Origin of the sequence: Bacillus siamensis (genome assembly GCF_051628075.1) — a bacterium.
GTDB lineage: Bacteria > Bacillota > Bacilli > Bacillales > Bacillaceae > Bacillus > Bacillus siamensis.
The window spans coordinates 3,058,114-3,074,590 of the sequence record NZ_CP155579.1; the positions used below are offsets into that span (position 1 = coordinate 3,058,114).

Genomic DNA, 16,477 nt, shown 5'->3' on the forward strand with positions numbered 1-16,477 from the left:
ATAGACGTAGGGTAGGACGTTCTATCTATCGGATTTATTTCCGGTGGATGGCGTTCTTTTTTTTGTTTTTAGGCTTTTTTCTTTCTAATTGTCGTCAGCGGTGAAAAGTCGTCGTGGCTTCTTCTCATTGCTCTCGTATCCATTTGTATATAACGACGCATTGTTCTAATGTCCGACCATCCTCCGATCTTCTGTAACGTGAACGGATCACAGCCGTTTAGTATCATCGTTTTAGCCCAAGTATGACGGTATACGTGCGCAGTAACCTTCTTATCTTTTACACCGGCTTTTTCCGCATAATACTTCAGCCTCTTATTAAAATGATTTGCGCCCAAGGGCTCGCCATAACTGGATAGAAAAATACGATCAGTCGTAAAGTGTGATTTATTTTCTGTGATAAGCTGTAGCAAAAGCTTTACGCAATGAGCAGATATAGGCACTAACCGATGCTTTCTGTTTTTACTAACATCGGCGTTAATCGTTATGAATCGGCTTGAAAAATCTATATCCTTTTCGCGTAGACTCAACAACTCCTCGATGCGAAGCCCGGAATCTAGCAAACAATTCATAGCGCAGTAATCACGAAAGCCCACATAATCCCGTAAATTCGGTTGCCGCAATATGTCTTTAATTTCATCATCAGTAAAACAGTTTGTAAGATCGATGTCCTGCCGGAGCAGCTTAACGCGTGAAGCCGGATTTACCTCGATCAACTCTTCGCGGTCAAGATAATTAAACAGCGCTTTAATTGTCCGCAAATTAATATTTATCGTCGTATCTGAAAGTCCGACTTTATTATCGTCTGATTTTATATACTTGTGCCCGTGATACCGCGGCTTGTCGTATTTCATGTAGTTAATATAGTTCCTTAAAATCTCCGTGGTGATCTCATCGATATATGTAACTTCGTAGTTGTCGTTAAGCCATTCGGTAAAATACCGCCACATCTTTCTATAATCTGTGAGCGTTCTTTCGCGAAGTCCTTCCGTTCTTTTACCAGCCAAAGCGATCTCTAATGCTTCGCTAAGTAGTAACCGCGGGTAGTCTTTTTTGTCCGCCGAAACATTCGTAACTCTTCGTCGTTTCTTATTTAACGCCATAATAAAAACGCCTCCCTTAACGATGGTTTAAGTTACATCGCTAAGAAAAGCGTCATCAACAATCCTAACAACCGTAAAACAGGGTTGTTTTTATTCCGAATAATAACGATTAATCGCGGATTTTTCACTGCAATCCGTAATCCTCCGATTCAGTTTCCGATTAGATGATCGATTCATATCTCGGAAATAGGATCGAGTAGAAAAACGTTGATATACCAGCGGGTTGAGCCCTAGCACTCTTCCGGCGAACCGGCGTTTTTGGCCGTGCGGAAAGAAGATCCGCAGCCGCAGGAAGCGATGGCATTCGGGTTGTCAATGGTGAAACCGCCGCCCATCATGGACTGCTTGAAGTCAATGATCGTGCCGTTCATAATATCAAGACTTTCGCTGTCAACCAAAACGGTAATTCCGTGCTGTTCAAACATGCGGTCTTTTTCGCCTTTTTCATGCTCAAATCCCATTCCGTAAGACAGGCCGCTGCAACCGCCGCCTTTAACGCCCACACGGAGGAACGCGTTTTCTTCTTCATGCTCTTTCATCATATCTTTTATATGCAAAGCTGCTGCTTCAGTGATGGTTACTGGAACACTCATAGGTAGACCTCCTTTTTTAAAAACGAATACTGATATCTATTATAAACCTTGAGAAGCGTATTTCTCAAACGAGCTGTTTACAAATAATAGACGCCGCTGCATACGGTTTCGGCGGGACCTGTCATCAGCACGTGCCCATTGTCCTGCCAATTAATCACAAGGTCGCCTCCCGCCAAATGAACAGTGATATCCCGGTTTCGTTCAGAAACACCGTTCAATACGGATGCGACAGCCGCCGCACAGGCGCCTGTTCCGCAAGCCTGTGTAATGCCGGAGCCGCGTTCCCATACACGGAAATGAAGTTCATCCGCGCTGACGGTTTCCACAAACTCGACATTGACGCCTTCCGGGAATCTCGGGTCTTTTTCAATGATGGGGCCCAGCATTGTAAGAGGCGCTTGACTGATATCTTCAACCGGAAAGACAATATGGGGGTTTCCCATTGATACGGCAGTTCCTGAAAGCTCCGTCTCTCCGAAGACAAAGGTTTCATCGATCGTCCGTTCATCTTCATTGCCGAGCATCGGCAGCTCTTTTTTGGTCAGGCGGGGTTCGCCCATATCAACGGCGACTTCACGCACAATCCCGTTGTCCTCCGTAATGTCTGCTTTTACAAGACCTGAGAGCGTTTCAATGAAAAAGGACGTTTCTTCTGTCAGCTTATGTTCGTATGCATACTTTGCCACACAGCGAAGGCCGTTGCCGCAATTTTTTCCTTCTGAACCGTCATTATTAAAAATCCGCATTTTGACGGGCGCTTTTTCTGACGGACAGATGAGGATCATGCCGTCAGAGCCGATGCCGGTGTGAATGCTGGACACTTTAACGGCAATCTCAGCCAGCCGTTCTTCCGGCAGCTTTTCTTCGAATTGATTTACATATATATAACTGTTTCCAAGACCGTGCATCTTGGTAAAACGGAATGAATTCATATCGGCCTCCAACTTTTTTTCTTTTACTTAGTATAAAAGCTCTTCCCCTCGGACACAATACAAATATCCCCCGTTTTTCATACATAAAAGCTCCCTGCATATGCAGGGAGCTTTTATCGTTTACTAAATAAACATGCCGGCAATCGCCGCGCTGAGAAGGTTAGCGAGTGTTCCCGCAATAACCGCTCTTAACCCAAGGCGCGCGATGTCCGAACGGCGGCTTGGGGCCAAACCGCCCAATGTGCCGAGCATGATCGCAATGGAAGAGAAGTTGGCGAATCCGCACAGCGCAAAGCTGATAATCGTAGACGTTTTTTTAGAAAAGTCCGCAATATGGGGACCGAAGTTGGAATAAGCGACAAACTCATTCAGCACAAGCTTTTGTCCGATATAGCTTCCCGCTCCGAGCGCTTCATGCCAAGGAACTCCGATAACAAATGCGATCGGTGAAAACACGTAACCGAGAATGGATTCTAATGTAATATGTTTGAAACCGAACCAGCCGCCGATTCCGCCGAGAATTCCGTTCACTACGGCGATGAGCGCGACAAACGCAAGCAGCATGGCGCCGACGTTTAACGCAATTTGAAGGCCGGTGGACGCGCCTTTTGCCGCAGCATCAATCACATTAGCGGCGCCTTCGCCTTCTTCGTCCATATTAAAGTCACCTTTAACCGTCTGCGTTTTTTCTGTTTCCGGTATTAATATTTTTCCGAACACGAGACCGGCAGGAGCCGCCATGAAGCTGGCCGCCAGCAAGTACTCGATCGGAATGCCTAACAGGGCGTATCCGAAAAGCGTCGAACCCGCTACAGCCGAAAGGCCGCTCGTCATAATCGTAAACAGCTCGGAACGGGTCAATCCCGCAATCAGCGGTTTAATAGCAAGCGGTGATTCAGACTGTCCGACAAAAATATTCGCAGCCGCCGCAAGCGATTCTGTTCTGCTTGTCCCAAGAAGCTTTGACAGTCCGCCTCCGATGACGCGAAAAATAAGCTGCATGATTTTCAGGTGATACAAAACGGCAATCAGCGCTGAGAAAAAGATAATGACCGGCAGAACACTCAGCGCGAAAGCCGGGCTGCTGCCCACTTTTAACAGCGGGCCAAAAATAAAGCTGATGCCTTCGTTCGCATAATCAATGAGAAGCTGCACACGGCTTGAGAACCATAAAAATACGGCCCGGCCGGCGTCCCACTTTAATACGATGAATCCGAAGGCCATTTGTAAACATAAACCGACAATGACGGTTCGCAGTTTAATTTTGCTTTTCTTCTCTGATAACAAAAAAGCAATGGCTAATATAGCAACTGCCCCGAGCAGCCCCCAAACGATATTCAATGAATCCACCTCTAAAATTTTATTTAAAAAAAGTCTTTATTAAGATAACAATATTTATTTTTGCTGTCTACAAATTTTTTATTTTGCCAAATCCCGGGGCGCATAAAAAAAGAGGCCCGTTCGGAGCCTCTGATTAAAACATCGGATTTTCTTCTATGAATGTATATATGTTGTCAACCAGTTCAGCAGGCGTGCCTCCCGTGACCACTTCGCCGTTAACCAGGGCGAACAGGGACTCCATGCATTTCCCGCAATAGCTTAAACAGCCGTATTCAAGCACGTCCAAGTTCGGGTCCTTCTCTAAGATCTCAAGTGCTTCCTGGGAACCGCGCGCTAAATTGCTGACACAGAATTCAATCATCGGATTCATGCGGTTTCACCTCACATATGTACCTTATCCTAACGGAATTTCCTCTATTCGTCAAAGATCCGGTTTCACGCTCAATGTTATCGTAACATATTAATTCAGGTTAAAGGTTTTACTATTACGCGTTTTCTGGTCAATTTGTAGGTTATTTTAAAACTATTATTGTGGTTTTAGATCAAATTCGATATAATTCTAGATGTTATTTTACATAGTTCGTTATTTTGTAACAACATTGACTACCATATTTTTCGGGCAAAAGGGGAATCATTATGAAAAAATTGGTCTTGATCGGCGGGGGTTACGGAAACATGCGGGTGCTGCACCGTTTATTGCCGAACCAGCTTCCGTCAGATACATCCATCACGCTGATTGACAGAAACCCGTATCACTGCTTAAAAACAGAGTATTATGCGCTCGCTGCCGGCACGATTTCTGATCATCATATCAGAGTGTCCTTTCCAGAGCATCCGAATCTGGATGTTCAATACGGTGAGGTGGCTTCCATCGACACGAAAAACAAACAAGTTCTGTTTCATGACCGCGAACCGATTTCTTACGATGACGCGGTGATCGGACTGGGCTGCGAGGATAAGTATCATAACGTGCCCGGCGCGCCGGAACATACTTACAGCATTCAAACCATTGATCAGTCACGCGAAGCCTATCAAAAGCTGAACAACCTCGGCGCCAATGCATCTGTCGCTATCGTCGGAGCGGGATTAAGCGGCGTGGAGCTTGCCAGTGAATTAAGAGAGAGCCGTGACGATCTGAAGATTATGTTATTTGACCGGGGCGATCTGATTTTATCAAGCTTTCCGAAAAGGCTCAGCAAGTACGTTCAGAAGTGGTTCGAAGAGCACGGCGTCACCATTATCAATAATGCGAATATTACAAAAGTGGAAGACGGCATCGTTTATAATCATGATGAAGGAATACCGGCCGATGCCATCGTGTGGACGGCGGGAATTCAGCCGAATAGAGCCGTCAGAGAACTGGACGCTGAAAAAGATCCGCAAGGCCGCATTGTTTTGACACCGCACCATAACCTTCCGGGCGATGAACATGTTTACGTCGTCGGTGATTGCGCAAGCCTTCCGCATGCGCCGAGCGCCCAGCTTGCTGAAGCGCAAGCGGAACAAATTGTGCAGATCCTCCTGAAACGCTGGAACAATGAAGAGCTGCCGGAAACAATGCCGCAATTTAAGCTGAAAGGCGTTCTCGGTTCACTCGGAAAAAAAGCGGGTTTCGGTCTTGTCAACGACCGTCCGCTGATCGGGCGTGTGCCGCGCCTGTTAAAATCAGGTCTTTTATGGATGTACAAGCATCATAACGGCTGATAAGAAAAAAGCCGCTGATTGCGATCAGCGGCCGTTTTTATAAGCCCGCCACATAGCCGCGCTTTTCCATTTCTTCATATATATCTTTTAAATGCGGATTCCCTTCTCCTACAATGACATCTTCGACCAGCACAAGCGGATAGAAAAATTCATCGTTTCTGATTCGCTCCGCAAGCTCTTTTGTCTCCTTTTGCTGAGGCGGTGTGTCAATATCAATATACTGCATATTAAAAGGCTGCTCCGGATATTTCCGTTTCAGCGCCGCCTCCAGCCATTCAAATGTATCTTTGGCGCTCGGCATATTTACGCAGCTTGCGCAGAGCGTTTCAGCGCCGTAAACACTGAGCGTCACCGGCTTTGTCATGTTTATCATCCCCTTTCCACCAGTATACAAAGGACGGGGCAGCTTTTGTATAAAAAACGGTTTTTATGTTCAAGTTTAAATATGCTATAATGAAGAAAGCAGCATTGCAAACCAAACATTAGATTTTTACCGTTACTGTGAATATAATGGTTTTATGCATATGAAAGGAGCGAATCTCATGACTGAGGTTGAAATGAAAGAGCAAGTACAGGAAGTATTGGATAAATTACGCCCGTTTCTGCTTCGTGACGGCGGTGACTGTGAGCTTGTCGACGTTGACGAAGGCATTGTAAAGCTTCGTCTCCTTGGCGCATGCGGCAGCTGCCCAAGTTCAACGATTACGCTGAAAGCCGGAATTGAACGCGCCCTTCTTGAAGAAGTGCCGGGTGTCGTTGAAGTAGAACAAGTATTTTAATAACAAAACCAGGCTGATGACAGCCTGGTTTTTTATTTTATTTTTGCAGATAGTCATTAAACCATGAACAAATATAACGGATGCGCTTGATCCGCTGTTCCGGATGGCCGCTTCTCGACAGCTCATGCGTGGCTTTCGGAAATCGGATGAACGCCGTCGTTTTGTTCAGCTTCTTCAATGCGATAAAGAGCTGCTCAGCCTGTTCTATCGGACAGCGGTCATCACGCTCGCCGTGCAGGATGAGAAGCGGCGTTGAAACGCGGGACGCATATTTTACAGGTGAACGGTCCCAAAGCTTATCCGCTTCCTCAAACAGATCATGGCCAAGCTGCCAGTCGGTAAAAAAGAAGCCGATATCGCTGACACCGTGGAAACTGAACCAATTTGAAATGGAGCGCTGCGTGACGGCTGCTTTAAAACGGCCGGTCTGCCCGACAATCCAATTCGTCATAAACCCTCCGTAGCTTCCGCCCGTCACGCCGAGACGGCCGCTGTCAATAAACGGATACGCCTGAATGGCTTCATCCACCGCCTGCATGACATCACGGTAATCGCCGCCTCCGTAATCGCCTCTGACACGATTGACGAAATCCTGTCCATAGCCATGGCTTCCCCTCGGGTTGACATAGACGACAGCATATCCTTGCGCGGCCAGCACTTGGAATTCATGAAAATACGTATGCCCGTACATCATGTGAGGCCCGCCGTGTATGTATAGAATGAGCGGATAAGTTTGATCTTCTTCAAAAGCCGCGGGCTTTAAAAACCAGCCGTGCACCGTCAGTCCGTCTTTCGTTTCATATTGCAGCTTCTCCGGCACGGATATGATGCGTTCCTCTACAAAACAATCATTGTTGTTTGTCAATTGCTTCTCTTTACCGTTTTCAAATGAAATGCTGTAAAGCTCAGAAGGCCGGGCGGGTTTGGCAATTACGGCGATACAGCTTTTCTGATCGGGATGAAAAGCAAAACCGTTCACATACTCTTCTTCTAATCGGATCGGATATACGAGGCCGTCAATCGAGATATAATAAATACCGGTGCTTCCCTGCTCGCTCCCGAGGACGTAAAATCCCTGCCCGTCATTTGTCCAAACCGGCCGGGGCGTCACTCCTCCTATGAGAGAATCGGCAATAAGCGCATCGCTCAAATGAACATCCAGCATGTCGGTTAAGCAGGACAGCCGCTCATTTTTCACATCGTACAGCCACGCCTTTTCTAAGGTTGCGTTGCGAAATTCATTCTCATGGCCAAGCATCGCGATATAAGAACCATCCGGTGAAAACACGCAGGAGCCGAAAGAACCGCTGTGCGGCGTAATCTGTTTGAGATCGCCGTCTGCGAGATTCATCAGGTAGACATCGCTCGGCTTTCCGGCGTCACCGGGCTCGCATAAATTGGCGGTAAACGCAATCTGCTTGCCATCCGGTGAAAATGCCGCATCATCATGATCCGCTTCATGGTCTGTCAGCTGCTGAACCTCCCCCGTTTCAAGATAAATCAGCACAAGCTGTGTCCGGCTGCCGTTAAGCAGGCCCTTCCCGTCGCGTTTATATGTTAATGACTGAATGTCAATTGGCTCATATTCGTCATGCTTCTTTTTTTCTTTCTCATCGGCGCGTTCTGCTGATGTCAGGCTGACGGACACAAGCACGGATCTGCCGTCGGGAGCCCATATCGGATCTGACACGCCCCAAGGGATATCAGACGCCTTTTCCGCCTCTCCCCCGGCAGTGTCTACGATGTACAGCTGAGGGACACCATCCTCCCTGTCAGAAATAAAAGCAAGGCGCCGTCCGTCAGGCGACCACCGCGGGCTTGTATTTTTACCGCTTCCGAATGTCCACGGTTTTGAGGTGCCGGATTCTGTGTCGTATACCATAATGGCTGAGGAATAAGAGTCCCGTTTATCATTGACTGTTGTCCGGACGTATGCGGCCCGTCTGCCGTCAGGGGCGTATTGGGGATCTGTCACAGATACGAGAGACGCAATGTCCTCCTCGGTTATAAGTTTTTTCAATCGTTTCTCCTCCTTTTCTCTTTTATTTCGCTTCCCTAAATAAAAATCCTTCTCCAGAAAAAGAAAGCGTCCTTCTCTGATGGGAAGCACGCTTTTTACCATTATACACTTTTCATTTGTTTTAAAGGATTCCGTTCGATTACGCTTCCTTCTGACGGGACGGTAAGCGACGCAATCTCACAGTGCGGAAAATGCTGAGAAAGGTGGCTTCTCAGCTCTTCTCCTTTTCCTTTTGCAGTCAGGACAAGAATCGTCGGGCCCGCTCCGCTCAGCGCCGTCCCATACGCGCCTTTCATTTCTGCCGCATGCTCCACCTTCGAAAGCTCAGGAACAAGCATGGCGCGGTACGGCTGATGCAGCATGTCTTTTCTCATCATTTTCCCCGCGAGCGCCCAGTCATTTGACATGATCGCAGCAACAAGAAGGTTGCTGACGGCGCTTGCTTTAACGGCGCCGCGGTACGGCAGTTCTTTCGGGAGCACGTCTCTTGCGTCCCTGGTCAGAACTTCGTAAAACGGAATAACCGCAACAACGTCGATATCCGCTTCGGCAGTACGCACGATATGTGTTTCATCTTCTTCATGAAGGCCGATCACAAGCCCTCCTGCGAGAGAAGCGGCGGCATTGTCAGGGTGCCCTTCTTCAAGACTGGCTAAGTGCAGCTTGTCGCTTTCCGGCAGCTGCAGGCCGCATAACTCATCAGCAAGCTCAATGGCGGCGACGATAGCGGCTGCGCTGCTGCCGAGGCCCCGCGCAAGGGGGATGTCACTCCACACCTTGACATGCGCGGGCGGCAGCTCTTTCTGGTAGCGGTCAGCCGTCCGTTTGGCGACTTGATAGATGAGGTTGTCCGTTCCTTGAGGGATGCCCGCGACAGTTTCCGTCTCCGCCGAAAACGTCCATTCATCATTTCGGAAAACCGAAAGCTTCAAATATCTGCTGAGCGCCATCCCGACGGAATCAAAGCCCGGTCCTAAGTTGGCGGTGCTTCCCGGAACCGTAATGGAAAACAGCATCTCCGCCTCATTCATACACGCGCCGCTCCATGTAAGTATTCGAGAATACTGTCTTCATCTGTCGGCAGCGTGATCGGTTTTATCTCAGATACGTCTACAGCCGTGTTCGGATCTTTCAGGCCGTTTCCGGTCAAGACTGCGACAACCTTGCTTCCTTTTGGAATTTCACCGGATTTCACCTGTTTTAAAACACCGGCGATGGATGCACAGGAGCCTGGCTCGGCAAATACGCCTTCTTCACGGGCAATCAGCTGATAAGCGTGAAGGATTTCTCCATCTGTGACTTCATCAATTTTTCCGGCTGACTCTTCCGCTGCAAGCACGGCTTTGTCCCAGCTGGCAGGGTTCCCGATCCGGATTGCCGTCGCAACGGTTTCGGGATTTTTAATGACCTCGCCGCGAACGATGGCCGCAGAACCTTCCGCCTCAAAACCGCGCATCTTCGGAAGTCCGGTGCCGTTTTTCTCATGGTATTCTTTGAACCCTTTCCAGTAGGCCGTAATATTCCCGGCGTTTCCTACCGGGATCGCCAGAATGTCCGGCGCTCCGCCGAGCTGTTCGCATACTTCAAAGGCCGCTGTTTTCTGCCCTTCAATCCGGTAAGGGTTTACCGAATTCACTAATGCAATCGGAGATTTTTCACAAATCGACCGGACGATGGCCAGCGCGTCGTCAAAGTTTCCGTCAATTGCGATGATTTCCGCTCCGTACATGACGGCCTGCGCAAGCTTTCCGAAGGCGATTTTTCCGTCCGGAATGATGACGATGCATTTCATGCCTGCTCTCGCCGCGTATGCCGCAGCCGCCGCGGATGTGTTGCCTGTTGAAGCGCACATGATGGTATCATTGCCTTCTTCTTTCGCTTTGGCGACCGCCATCACCATGCCGCGATCTTTAAAAGATCCCGTCGGATTAATGCCCTCCGTTTTCACATGCAGCTCAATTCCGAGCTTTTCGGAAAGCTTCGGAAGATGAATCAGCGGCGTATTTCCTTCATGCAATGTCAGGGCCGGCGTTTGTTCCGTCACCGGCAGAAATTCTTTATATTGATGGATGAGTCCTTTCCACATTAGCTCCAACCGTTCCCTTCTACGCGATATGTGCTTTTTACTTCCTGTACGACTTCGAGATCATTTAAGTTTTGCAGAATGTCGCTGAAATCTTCTTCTGATGTATGATGCGTGACAATCACGATTTCCGCAAGATCATCGTGGCCTTTAATCGGCAGCTGCAGAATTTTTTCAAAGCTTACGCCGCGCTCTGAGAAAGCGGATGTGATTATTGAAAAAGAGCCGACCTGGTCTTTGACGTGAATTCTTAAAAACTGCTGGGCGTAGATATCTGACGGCTGCTTCAGATTTCTTTCATACTGCGGGGCGACAAAGCTGTTTCCGTTTACGCCGAGACGCATGTTTTTCATAACCGCGACCAGATCGGAAACGACTGATGTCGCAGTCGGCATGCTTCCGGCGCCGGGACCGTAAAACATCGTTTCGCCGACAGCTTCTCCGTATACGTAAACGGCATTAAACTCGTTATGCACCGCAGCGAGCGGATGATGATCAGGGAGCAGTGTCGGCTGAACGCTGACCTCGATTTTATTGTCATCACGCTGGGCGATGCCGATCAGCTTCATTGTGTAGCCGAGCCGTTTGCTGAAGCTGATGTCTTCATCCGTAATGCGGGAAATCCCTTTTACTTTGACATCGTCCAAGTCGACATTCATAGAGAAACCGAGACGGGCTAAAATCGCCATCTTGCGTGCGGCATCGAGTCCTTCTACATCGGCGGTCGGGTCCGCTTCCGCGAATCCGAGATCCTGCGCTTCCTTCAGCACTTCTTCATACGGGCTTTTTTCTTTAATCATTTTCGTTAAGATGAAGTTCGTCGTTCCGTTGACGATTCCCATCATTTTTGTGATCCGGTCAGAGGAAAGCCCGTCTTCGAGCGTACGTAAAATCGGAATTCCGCCGGCGACACTCGCTTCATAATACAAGTCACAGCCATTTTCCTTTGCGGCGGCTAAAAGCTCTGAGCCGTACACAGCGATCAGATCTTTATTCGCCGTCACGACATGTTTTTTCGCTTTCAAGGCGTCGAGCAGGTATTGCTTCGTCTGTTCGACACCGCCGATGACTTCAATAATCACGTCGACCTCAGGGTCATCGATCACATCATAGACCTCCGTCGTCAGCACTTCTTTCGGCAGGTCTGCATCTCGTTTTTTATCAATATCTTTAACTAGCACTTTTTTAATCGTCACCGGACAGCCGACCTGGTGCATAAGCTTATCCTGATGATCTTGTATAATTTTGACGACACCGCTTCCCACGGTCCCCAGTCCTAACAGTCCAATACGAATTGTATCCAAAGAGAAACTCCACCTTTCTTCCTTTTGTCCACTTGAAAAGGACAATTGTTAACCCTTCACAGACATTTAAGTTACAAATATTATATAAGCCCGCTTTTGTTTTGACAAGCGGCTGAATATTGATTTCACAGTCATGAAAACGCTTAACACACTGATATGACAAGATTCCCTATTTTCTAAATATTTTTGCGTTATATTTTCTTACGACATGCTTCCTTTTCCGAGCCAGGCGACAGGCGGGACAAACACCTGCGCCGCTCTGACATTCAGCATGTCGTGACATGTCTGCAAAAACTGTTCATAACGGGTGCAGTCGGCAAGAATGTAGTCCAGCTGCTCTTCGTAAAAATGCTTTTCAGACTCATGAGAGATGTAATAGCTCTCCACCGTCTCGAAAAAATGGAGCGGAAACAGCAGGCGGCTGTAAAACAGGCGTTTAGAAAAGGAGGATAACGGCGTAACTTGCTCATATTCCTGCAAAAACAAAAACCCGTCATTGAGCAAGTCGTCACGATGAGACAAATACGTACTGCGCATAAATTCCGCAATATCACGGGCTGCATGGTCGAATACCCAATCTCCCGGAATGCGGATCAATGATTCCTCCGACCAGGTATCCCGTTCCATCCGCTGATGGCAGATCGTCCCCGAGTCTTCCGCGCCGGGATTGTCATCCAGCTCCGTATCCACTAAATATTGAATGGCATTTTCCGCTAAGCCTGAATAATAAGGAAATGCTTCGATCATTTTCTTTTCGAACGGTTCAAGCGGAGACATATGAATTTTCTGCATCCAAAATGATTCCAGCTGATCCACCCGTTTTCCCCATAAGTCCTTCCATTGGCCGATTCTGCCCGCTTCTTTCACTTCATAAGGAAAACCCCGCCCTTTTCTGTGGAATTCAGCAAGCTCCCCTCCGACAGAAAACGACCGGTTTGAGACGGGAATCGGCGCTTTTAAGAGCGCATATGTTTTGCCTTCGTCCTCAAAGGTCAGTTCTCCTTCCTTCGTAAAGATAAACACTGAAACGTATGGGTCACTTTGTTCTTGTAAATACTGACTCATGTAATAAAGCTCCGTCAGCTCTGATTGCGAAAAGCCGGAGACGGGAATAATAAGGAAGAAGGAATTAGGCGTCTGGAAGCATTGGTATTTCAGATAAACGGAAAGCTGTCTGACATGGATGCCGTATTTTTCTTTAATGATGCTTTTCATCATAATCACCTGCCTGAAAAATTAGAGCTATTCACATCGTAGTCATACGCCGGCGGAATTATGAATACATATTGTATTCCTTTGAATGAAGAGGAGAAACATCGTACACATCGGAAGGATGTTGTATAAACTAGTAAAAAAAGATTGGGTGAAGCAAATGTCAGAAAAGGAACAACTGAATCAGGTGGAAGCTGTCGCCAGAGCGCGTTTACAAGAACGGGGAGTTGAGACGGACGATATTGCCGAGCTTGTGTATTTCCTTCAGAAAAAATATCATCCTGATTTGACGATGGAGGTATGCAGGCACAATGTGGACCGCGTCATCGCGAAACGCGAGGTGCAAAACGCCATATTAACGGGAATAGAATTAGATGTGCTCGCCGAACAAAAAAAGCTGTCTGAACCGCTTCAGACCATTTTGGCGATTGATGAATCACTGTATGGGGTTGACGAGGTGCTCGCCTTCTCTATCGTGAATATATACGGCTCGATCGGCTTTACGAATTACGGTTATATTGACAAAGAAAAACCCGGCATTCTCGGGCGGTTAAATGATAAATCAACGGGCGAATGCCATACGTTTCTTGATGATATCGTCGGCGCAATCGCAGCAGCGGCTTCAAGCCGGCTTGCCCACAGCGCCAGAAATACAGAATAAGGACGGCCGTCATGGCCGTCCCTTTTTTATAGATGTTCAATCCATTCAGTTAAAGAGTCAATCGCATATGTCGGCTTCTGATCGTAACCGGCCATATGCTCACGCTTTGTCACTCCGGTATGAACGAGCAGCGTATCCATGCCCGCATTGATGCCGGCCATAATATCCGTTGCATAGTTATCGCCGACCATGAGTGTTTCGGAAATATCCGTTCCGAGCACCCGCATCGCCTGTTCCATAATAATGGATTCCGGCTTGCCGATAAAGACAGGCTCGACGCCTGTCGACACCGTCAAAACGGATGTCAGTGAGCCGTTCCCCGGCAAAAGCCCTCTTTCAGTCGGAATGGCGACGTCGCCGTTTGTTGAAATAAACCGGGCGCCGTTTCTGATCGCAAGACATCCCGTGGCCAATTTTTCATATGTAATGCCGCGGTCAATTCCCACAACGACAAAGTCCGCGTTTTCTTCTCCGAAGCTCAGCCCGTTTTCTTCGATGGCCTGGCGGATGCCTTCTTCGCCGATCACATACACCGACGCATCTTTTTTCTGCTGGGCGATATGCTGCGCAGTCGCCATGCTTGTTGTGAAGACCTGTTCTTCAGAGGCCGGAATGTCAAAGCTCATCAGCTTGTCCGCCACCTGCTTCGGCGTCCGGGAGGAATTGTTCGTCACGAATAAATACGGAATGCCGCGCGCTTTAAGCGTTCTCACGAATTCACACGCTTCTTCGATTTTTTCCGTCCCGTTGTACATTGTGCCGTCCAAATCAATCAAATATCCTTTATAATCCTTCATACTCAACACTCCTGTGGATTTTCTCACTTGTTGTTATTTAAATGCGGAAACAGGGCCTAACTCTGTTTCAAGGTAGGTTCTTACGCGGGCCGGAAAGGCTTTCAGCACGTCTCTGGTTGACGAGATCAGCGTAAACAGCTCCTGATGATCGGCGTGCTGATATTCCTGAACAAGCTGCTTTCTGGAAGAGATCAATTGCTTCAGCTTATTTCCTTCTTCCTCAGCTACCACCTTTTCGTCCGTCAGAATATCCATGATGTCGTCATAACTTCCCGGATCGCGCATGATAAAGCCGTCAATCATATCATTTCCGACATCGAGAATGCATTCGATCATAAGATGGCTGATCCGCTCAAGCGCTCTTTTTTCGATCTCGCTCTGCCAAGCCGGCGTGCTGTCAAACAGCGCCAGCTGATTCTCAAAAAAACGGAGTGTTTGTTCGATATTATTTCTGTCAACAAAATACACGTGACAGCATCCCCTTCTGCATCAATTATTTTCTGATTCGTTTAAGAACAAAATACGCGCAGCCGAAATTGCAGTATTCGTAAATGTATTCGTCCAATGTGCTGATTTTCGTTTCAAAGGTTGCTTTTTGATTCTGGTCATCAAAGAAGCCTTTGAGCCGCAGCTGACTGTATCCCCAGTCTCCCACAATGTAATCATATTTATTTAATATGTCCGAATAGCGGGCTTTGAACGCTTCTTCATTAAAGCCGTTTTTAAAATCGTGTACGAGTTCAAACTCGGCATTTTGAATAAGAATCATGTCTTCACCTCTTTTATCACTCTTTACTATCATAATTCATTGACTTCTGTGCATCAATTGCAAAATGAGACGCTTCGGATTGCGGAGAAGATTTTTCCCTTTTATATCCAGTTTAGCGGTTCAGACGGTCCTTATTCAAGAATGACTTTTTTTTCGGCTGAAACGGCTCCATCACAAAAAACCCAAAACCTGCGGCGTTTTGGGTTTTTTCGGTTTATATTATGCTTGGGCCTGGCGTTTTTTAGATGCTTCGTTTACTTGTTCATCCGCATGATAGGAAGAACGGACAAGCGGGCCTGCTTCACAGTGGCTGAAGCCTTTTTGCATCGCGATTTCTTTCAGCTCGGCAAATTCGTCCGGATGATAATATTTTTGAACTTTTAAATGTTTTTTGGATGGCTGTAAGTATTGGCCGATCGCCATGATGTCGACATTGTTCGCAAGCAGGTCGTCCATCACTTCAATAATTTCTTCCTTCGTTTCGCCGAGACCGATCATAATGCTTGATTTCGTCGGGATGTCAGGCTGCATTTCTTTCGCACGGCGCAAGAATTCTAAAGAACGGTCATATGTTGCACGGGCGCGGACTCTCGGTGTCAGGCGGCGCACGGTTTCAATGTTGTGGTTCAGAATATCAGGACGGGTATCCATTAATGTTTTCAGGTTGTCGTAATTTCCGCCCATATCGGATGGCAGCACTTCAATCGTCGTGAACGGGCTTTTTCTGCGGATCGCCCGGACCGTTTCCGCAAAGACGCCTGCTCCGCCGTCTTTCTGATCATCACGCGCCACGGCCGTGATGACGGCGTGCTTTAAGTTCATCAGCGCAACCGAATCAGCTACGCGTTCCGGCTCCTGCAGATCCAGCTCAGTCGGCAGACCCGTTTTGACAGCGCAGAAGCGGCATGCTCTCGTACAGACGGAACCGAGAATCATGAATGTCGCCGTACGTCTGACAGCCCAGCATTCATGGATGTTCGGACATTTTGCTTCTTCACATACGGTATGCAGATTATTTTCACGCATTAATTTTTTGAGACCCGTATAGTTTTCATTCGTGTTCAGCTTTATTTTGAGCCATTCCGGCTTTCTCAGATGCTCGTCTTTCTTTGCCATTTCCCCATCATCTCCATTATCCCTTTATTCATGTTTGTGTGCGAAAAATTTCTATTTCACGATGGA

Annotated in this window: 18 protein-coding genes; 3 read left to right on the forward strand and 15 right to left on the reverse strand. The window is 47.6% G+C overall.

The genetic code is table 11. The annotated features are described in order from the left end of the window. Positions 1-68: 68 nt before the first annotated feature. From ABDB98_RS15080 to ABDB98_RS15100, 5 genes are all read right to left on the reverse strand, one after another. Complete coding sequence (locus tag ABDB98_RS15080; RefSeq protein WP_165417733.1) at positions 69-1,100, reverse strand: tyrosine-type recombinase/integrase; 1,032 nt, start codon at positions 1,098-1,100, stop codon at positions 69-71. A 230-nt stretch (positions 1,101-1,330) separates the two neighbouring features. Next, positions 1,331-1,693, reverse strand: coding sequence for a HesB/IscA family protein (locus tag ABDB98_RS15085; RefSeq protein WP_060964388.1), 363 nt, complete (start codon positions 1,691-1,693; stop codon positions 1,331-1,333). A gap of 77 nt (positions 1,694-1,770) precedes the next feature. Further along, entirely contained in the window at positions 1,771-2,625 is an 855-nt protein-coding gene (gene dapF, locus ABDB98_RS15090; protein WP_438420551.1) for a diaminopimelate epimerase, read from the reverse strand. Positions 2,626-2,748: 123 nt separating this feature from the next. Beyond that, positions 2,749-3,966: a NupC/NupG family nucleoside CNT transporter gene (locus ABDB98_RS15095; RefSeq protein ID WP_016938070.1), complete on the reverse strand. Its 1,218-nt coding sequence runs from the start codon at positions 3,964-3,966 to the stop codon at positions 2,749-2,751. Between the two features lie 133 nt (positions 3,967-4,099). Continuing rightward, positions 4,100-4,336, reverse strand: coding sequence for a YuzB family protein (locus ABDB98_RS15100; RefSeq protein ID WP_007408721.1), 237 nt, complete (start codon positions 4,334-4,336; stop codon positions 4,100-4,102). Between the two features lie 266 nt (positions 4,337-4,602). Here ABDB98_RS15100 and ABDB98_RS15105 point away from each other — a divergent pair, with 266 nt between their 5' ends. Then, positions 4,603-5,670: an NAD(P)/FAD-dependent oxidoreductase gene (locus tag ABDB98_RS15105; RefSeq protein ID WP_438420552.1), complete on the forward strand. Its 1,068-nt coding sequence runs from the start codon at positions 4,603-4,605 to the stop codon at positions 5,668-5,670. 37 nt (positions 5,671-5,707) lie between these two features. Here the strand turns inward: ABDB98_RS15105 and ABDB98_RS15110 are convergent, their stop codons facing one another. Then, positions 5,708-6,034, reverse strand: coding sequence for a YuzD family protein (locus ABDB98_RS15110; protein WP_438420553.1), 327 nt, complete (start codon positions 6,032-6,034; stop codon positions 5,708-5,710). A gap of 79 nt (positions 6,035-6,113) precedes the next feature. On the opposite strand from ABDB98_RS15110, the gene ABDB98_RS15115 reads away from it, so the two are divergent. Further along, a complete protein-coding gene (locus ABDB98_RS15115; RefSeq protein ID WP_173363134.1) occupies positions 6,114-6,449 on the forward strand; it encodes a NifU family protein in 336 nt (111 codons plus the stop codon). 37 nt (positions 6,450-6,486) lie between these two features. On the opposite strand, the gene ABDB98_RS15120 is transcribed toward ABDB98_RS15115, so the two are convergent. From ABDB98_RS15120 to yutH, 5 genes are all read right to left on the reverse strand, one after another. Next, complete coding sequence (locus ABDB98_RS15120) at positions 6,487-8,469, reverse strand: S9 family peptidase (RefSeq protein WP_438420554.1); 1,983 nt, start codon at positions 8,467-8,469, stop codon at positions 6,487-6,489. 101 nt (positions 8,470-8,570) lie between these two features. After that, positions 8,571-9,500, reverse strand: a complete 930-nt coding sequence (gene thrB / locus ABDB98_RS15125; RefSeq protein WP_060964384.1) for a homoserine kinase — start codon at positions 9,498-9,500, stop codon at positions 8,571-8,573. Further along, a complete protein-coding gene (thrC, locus tag ABDB98_RS15130) occupies positions 9,497-10,555 on the reverse strand; it encodes a threonine synthase (RefSeq protein WP_438422152.1) in 1,059 nt (352 codons plus the stop codon). Before thrC ends, thrB begins: the two co-directional genes overlap by 4 nt. Further along, positions 10,555-11,856, reverse strand: a complete 1,302-nt coding sequence (locus tag ABDB98_RS15135) for a homoserine dehydrogenase (protein WP_438420555.1) — start codon at positions 11,854-11,856, stop codon at positions 10,555-10,557. The genes thrC and ABDB98_RS15135 overlap by 1 nt, the downstream gene beginning before the upstream one ends. Before the next feature lie 201 nt (positions 11,857-12,057). Further along, entirely contained in the window at positions 12,058-13,074 is a 1,017-nt protein-coding gene (gene yutH, locus ABDB98_RS15140; RefSeq protein WP_438420556.1) for a spore coat putative kinase YutH, read from the reverse strand. A gap of 154 nt (positions 13,075-13,228) precedes the next feature. Between yutH and ABDB98_RS15145 the strand changes: the two genes are divergently transcribed. Then, positions 13,229-13,729, forward strand: coding sequence for a phosphatidylglycerophosphatase A family protein (locus ABDB98_RS15145; RefSeq protein WP_438422153.1), 501 nt, complete (start codon positions 13,229-13,231; stop codon positions 13,727-13,729). Between the two features lie 26 nt (positions 13,730-13,755). Here ABDB98_RS15145 and ABDB98_RS15150 read toward each other — a convergent pair whose 3' ends face one another. The 4 genes from ABDB98_RS15150 to lipA form a co-directional block, all read right to left on the reverse strand. Further along, a complete protein-coding gene (locus ABDB98_RS15150; protein WP_013353455.1) occupies positions 13,756-14,526 on the reverse strand; it encodes a TIGR01457 family HAD-type hydrolase in 771 nt (256 codons plus the stop codon). 33 nt (positions 14,527-14,559) lie between these two features. After that, on the reverse strand, positions 14,560-14,994 hold the full coding sequence (locus tag ABDB98_RS15155) for a DUF86 domain-containing protein (RefSeq protein ID WP_342007020.1): 435 nt from the start codon (positions 14,992-14,994) through the stop codon (positions 14,560-14,562). A gap of 25 nt (positions 14,995-15,019) precedes the next feature. Next, on the reverse strand, positions 15,020-15,295 hold the full coding sequence (locus ABDB98_RS15160) for a YutD family protein (protein ID WP_003151928.1): 276 nt from the start codon (positions 15,293-15,295) through the stop codon (positions 15,020-15,022). A gap of 219 nt (positions 15,296-15,514) precedes the next feature. Next, positions 15,515-16,411, reverse strand: coding sequence for a lipoyl synthase (gene lipA / locus ABDB98_RS15165; protein ID WP_003151923.1), 897 nt, complete (start codon positions 16,409-16,411; stop codon positions 15,515-15,517). Between the last annotated feature and the right edge of the window lie 66 nt (positions 16,412-16,477).

Coding starts and splice junctions, on each gene's coding strand:
- ABDB98_RS15085 (WP_060964388.1), bottom strand. CDS start 1,693: ATGAGTGTTCCAGTAACCATCACTGAAGCAGCAGCTTTGCATATAAAA.
- dapF (WP_438420551.1), bottom strand. CDS start 2,625: ATGAATTCATTCCGTTTTACCAAGATGCACGGTCTTGGAAACAGTTAT.
- ABDB98_RS15160 (WP_003151928.1), bottom strand. CDS start 15,295: ATGATTCTTATTCAAAATGCCGAGTTTGAACTCGTACACGATTTTAAA.
- ABDB98_RS15080 (WP_165417733.1), bottom strand. CDS start 1,100: ATGGCGTTAAATAAGAAACGACGAAGAGTTACGAATGTTTCGGCGGAC.
- ABDB98_RS15145 (WP_438422153.1), top strand. CDS start 13,229: ATGTCAGAAAAGGAACAACTGAATCAGGTGGAAGCTGTCGCCAGAGCG.
- ABDB98_RS15100 (WP_007408721.1), bottom strand. CDS start 4,336: ATGAATCCGATGATTGAATTCTGTGTCAGCAATTTAGCGCGCGGTTCC.
- thrB (WP_060964384.1), bottom strand. CDS start 9,500: ATGAATGAGGCGGAGATGCTGTTTTCCATTACGGTTCCGGGAAGCACC.
- yutH (WP_438420556.1), bottom strand. CDS start 13,074: ATGATGAAAAGCATCATTAAAGAAAAATACGGCATCCATGTCAGACAG.
- ABDB98_RS15110 (WP_438420553.1), bottom strand. CDS start 6,034: ATGACAAAGCCGGTGACGCTCAGTGTTTACGGCGCTGAAACGCTCTGC.
- ABDB98_RS15105 (WP_438420552.1), top strand. CDS start 4,603: ATGAAAAAATTGGTCTTGATCGGCGGGGGTTACGGAAACATGCGGGTG.
- ABDB98_RS15150 (WP_013353455.1), bottom strand. CDS start 14,526: ATGAAGGATTATAAAGGATATTTGATTGATTTGGACGGCACAATGTAC.
- thrC (WP_438422152.1), bottom strand. CDS start 10,555: ATGTGGAAAGGACTCATCCATCAATATAAAGAATTTCTGCCGGTGACG.
- lipA (WP_003151923.1), bottom strand. CDS start 16,411: ATGGCAAAGAAAGACGAGCATCTGAGAAAGCCGGAATGGCTCAAAATA.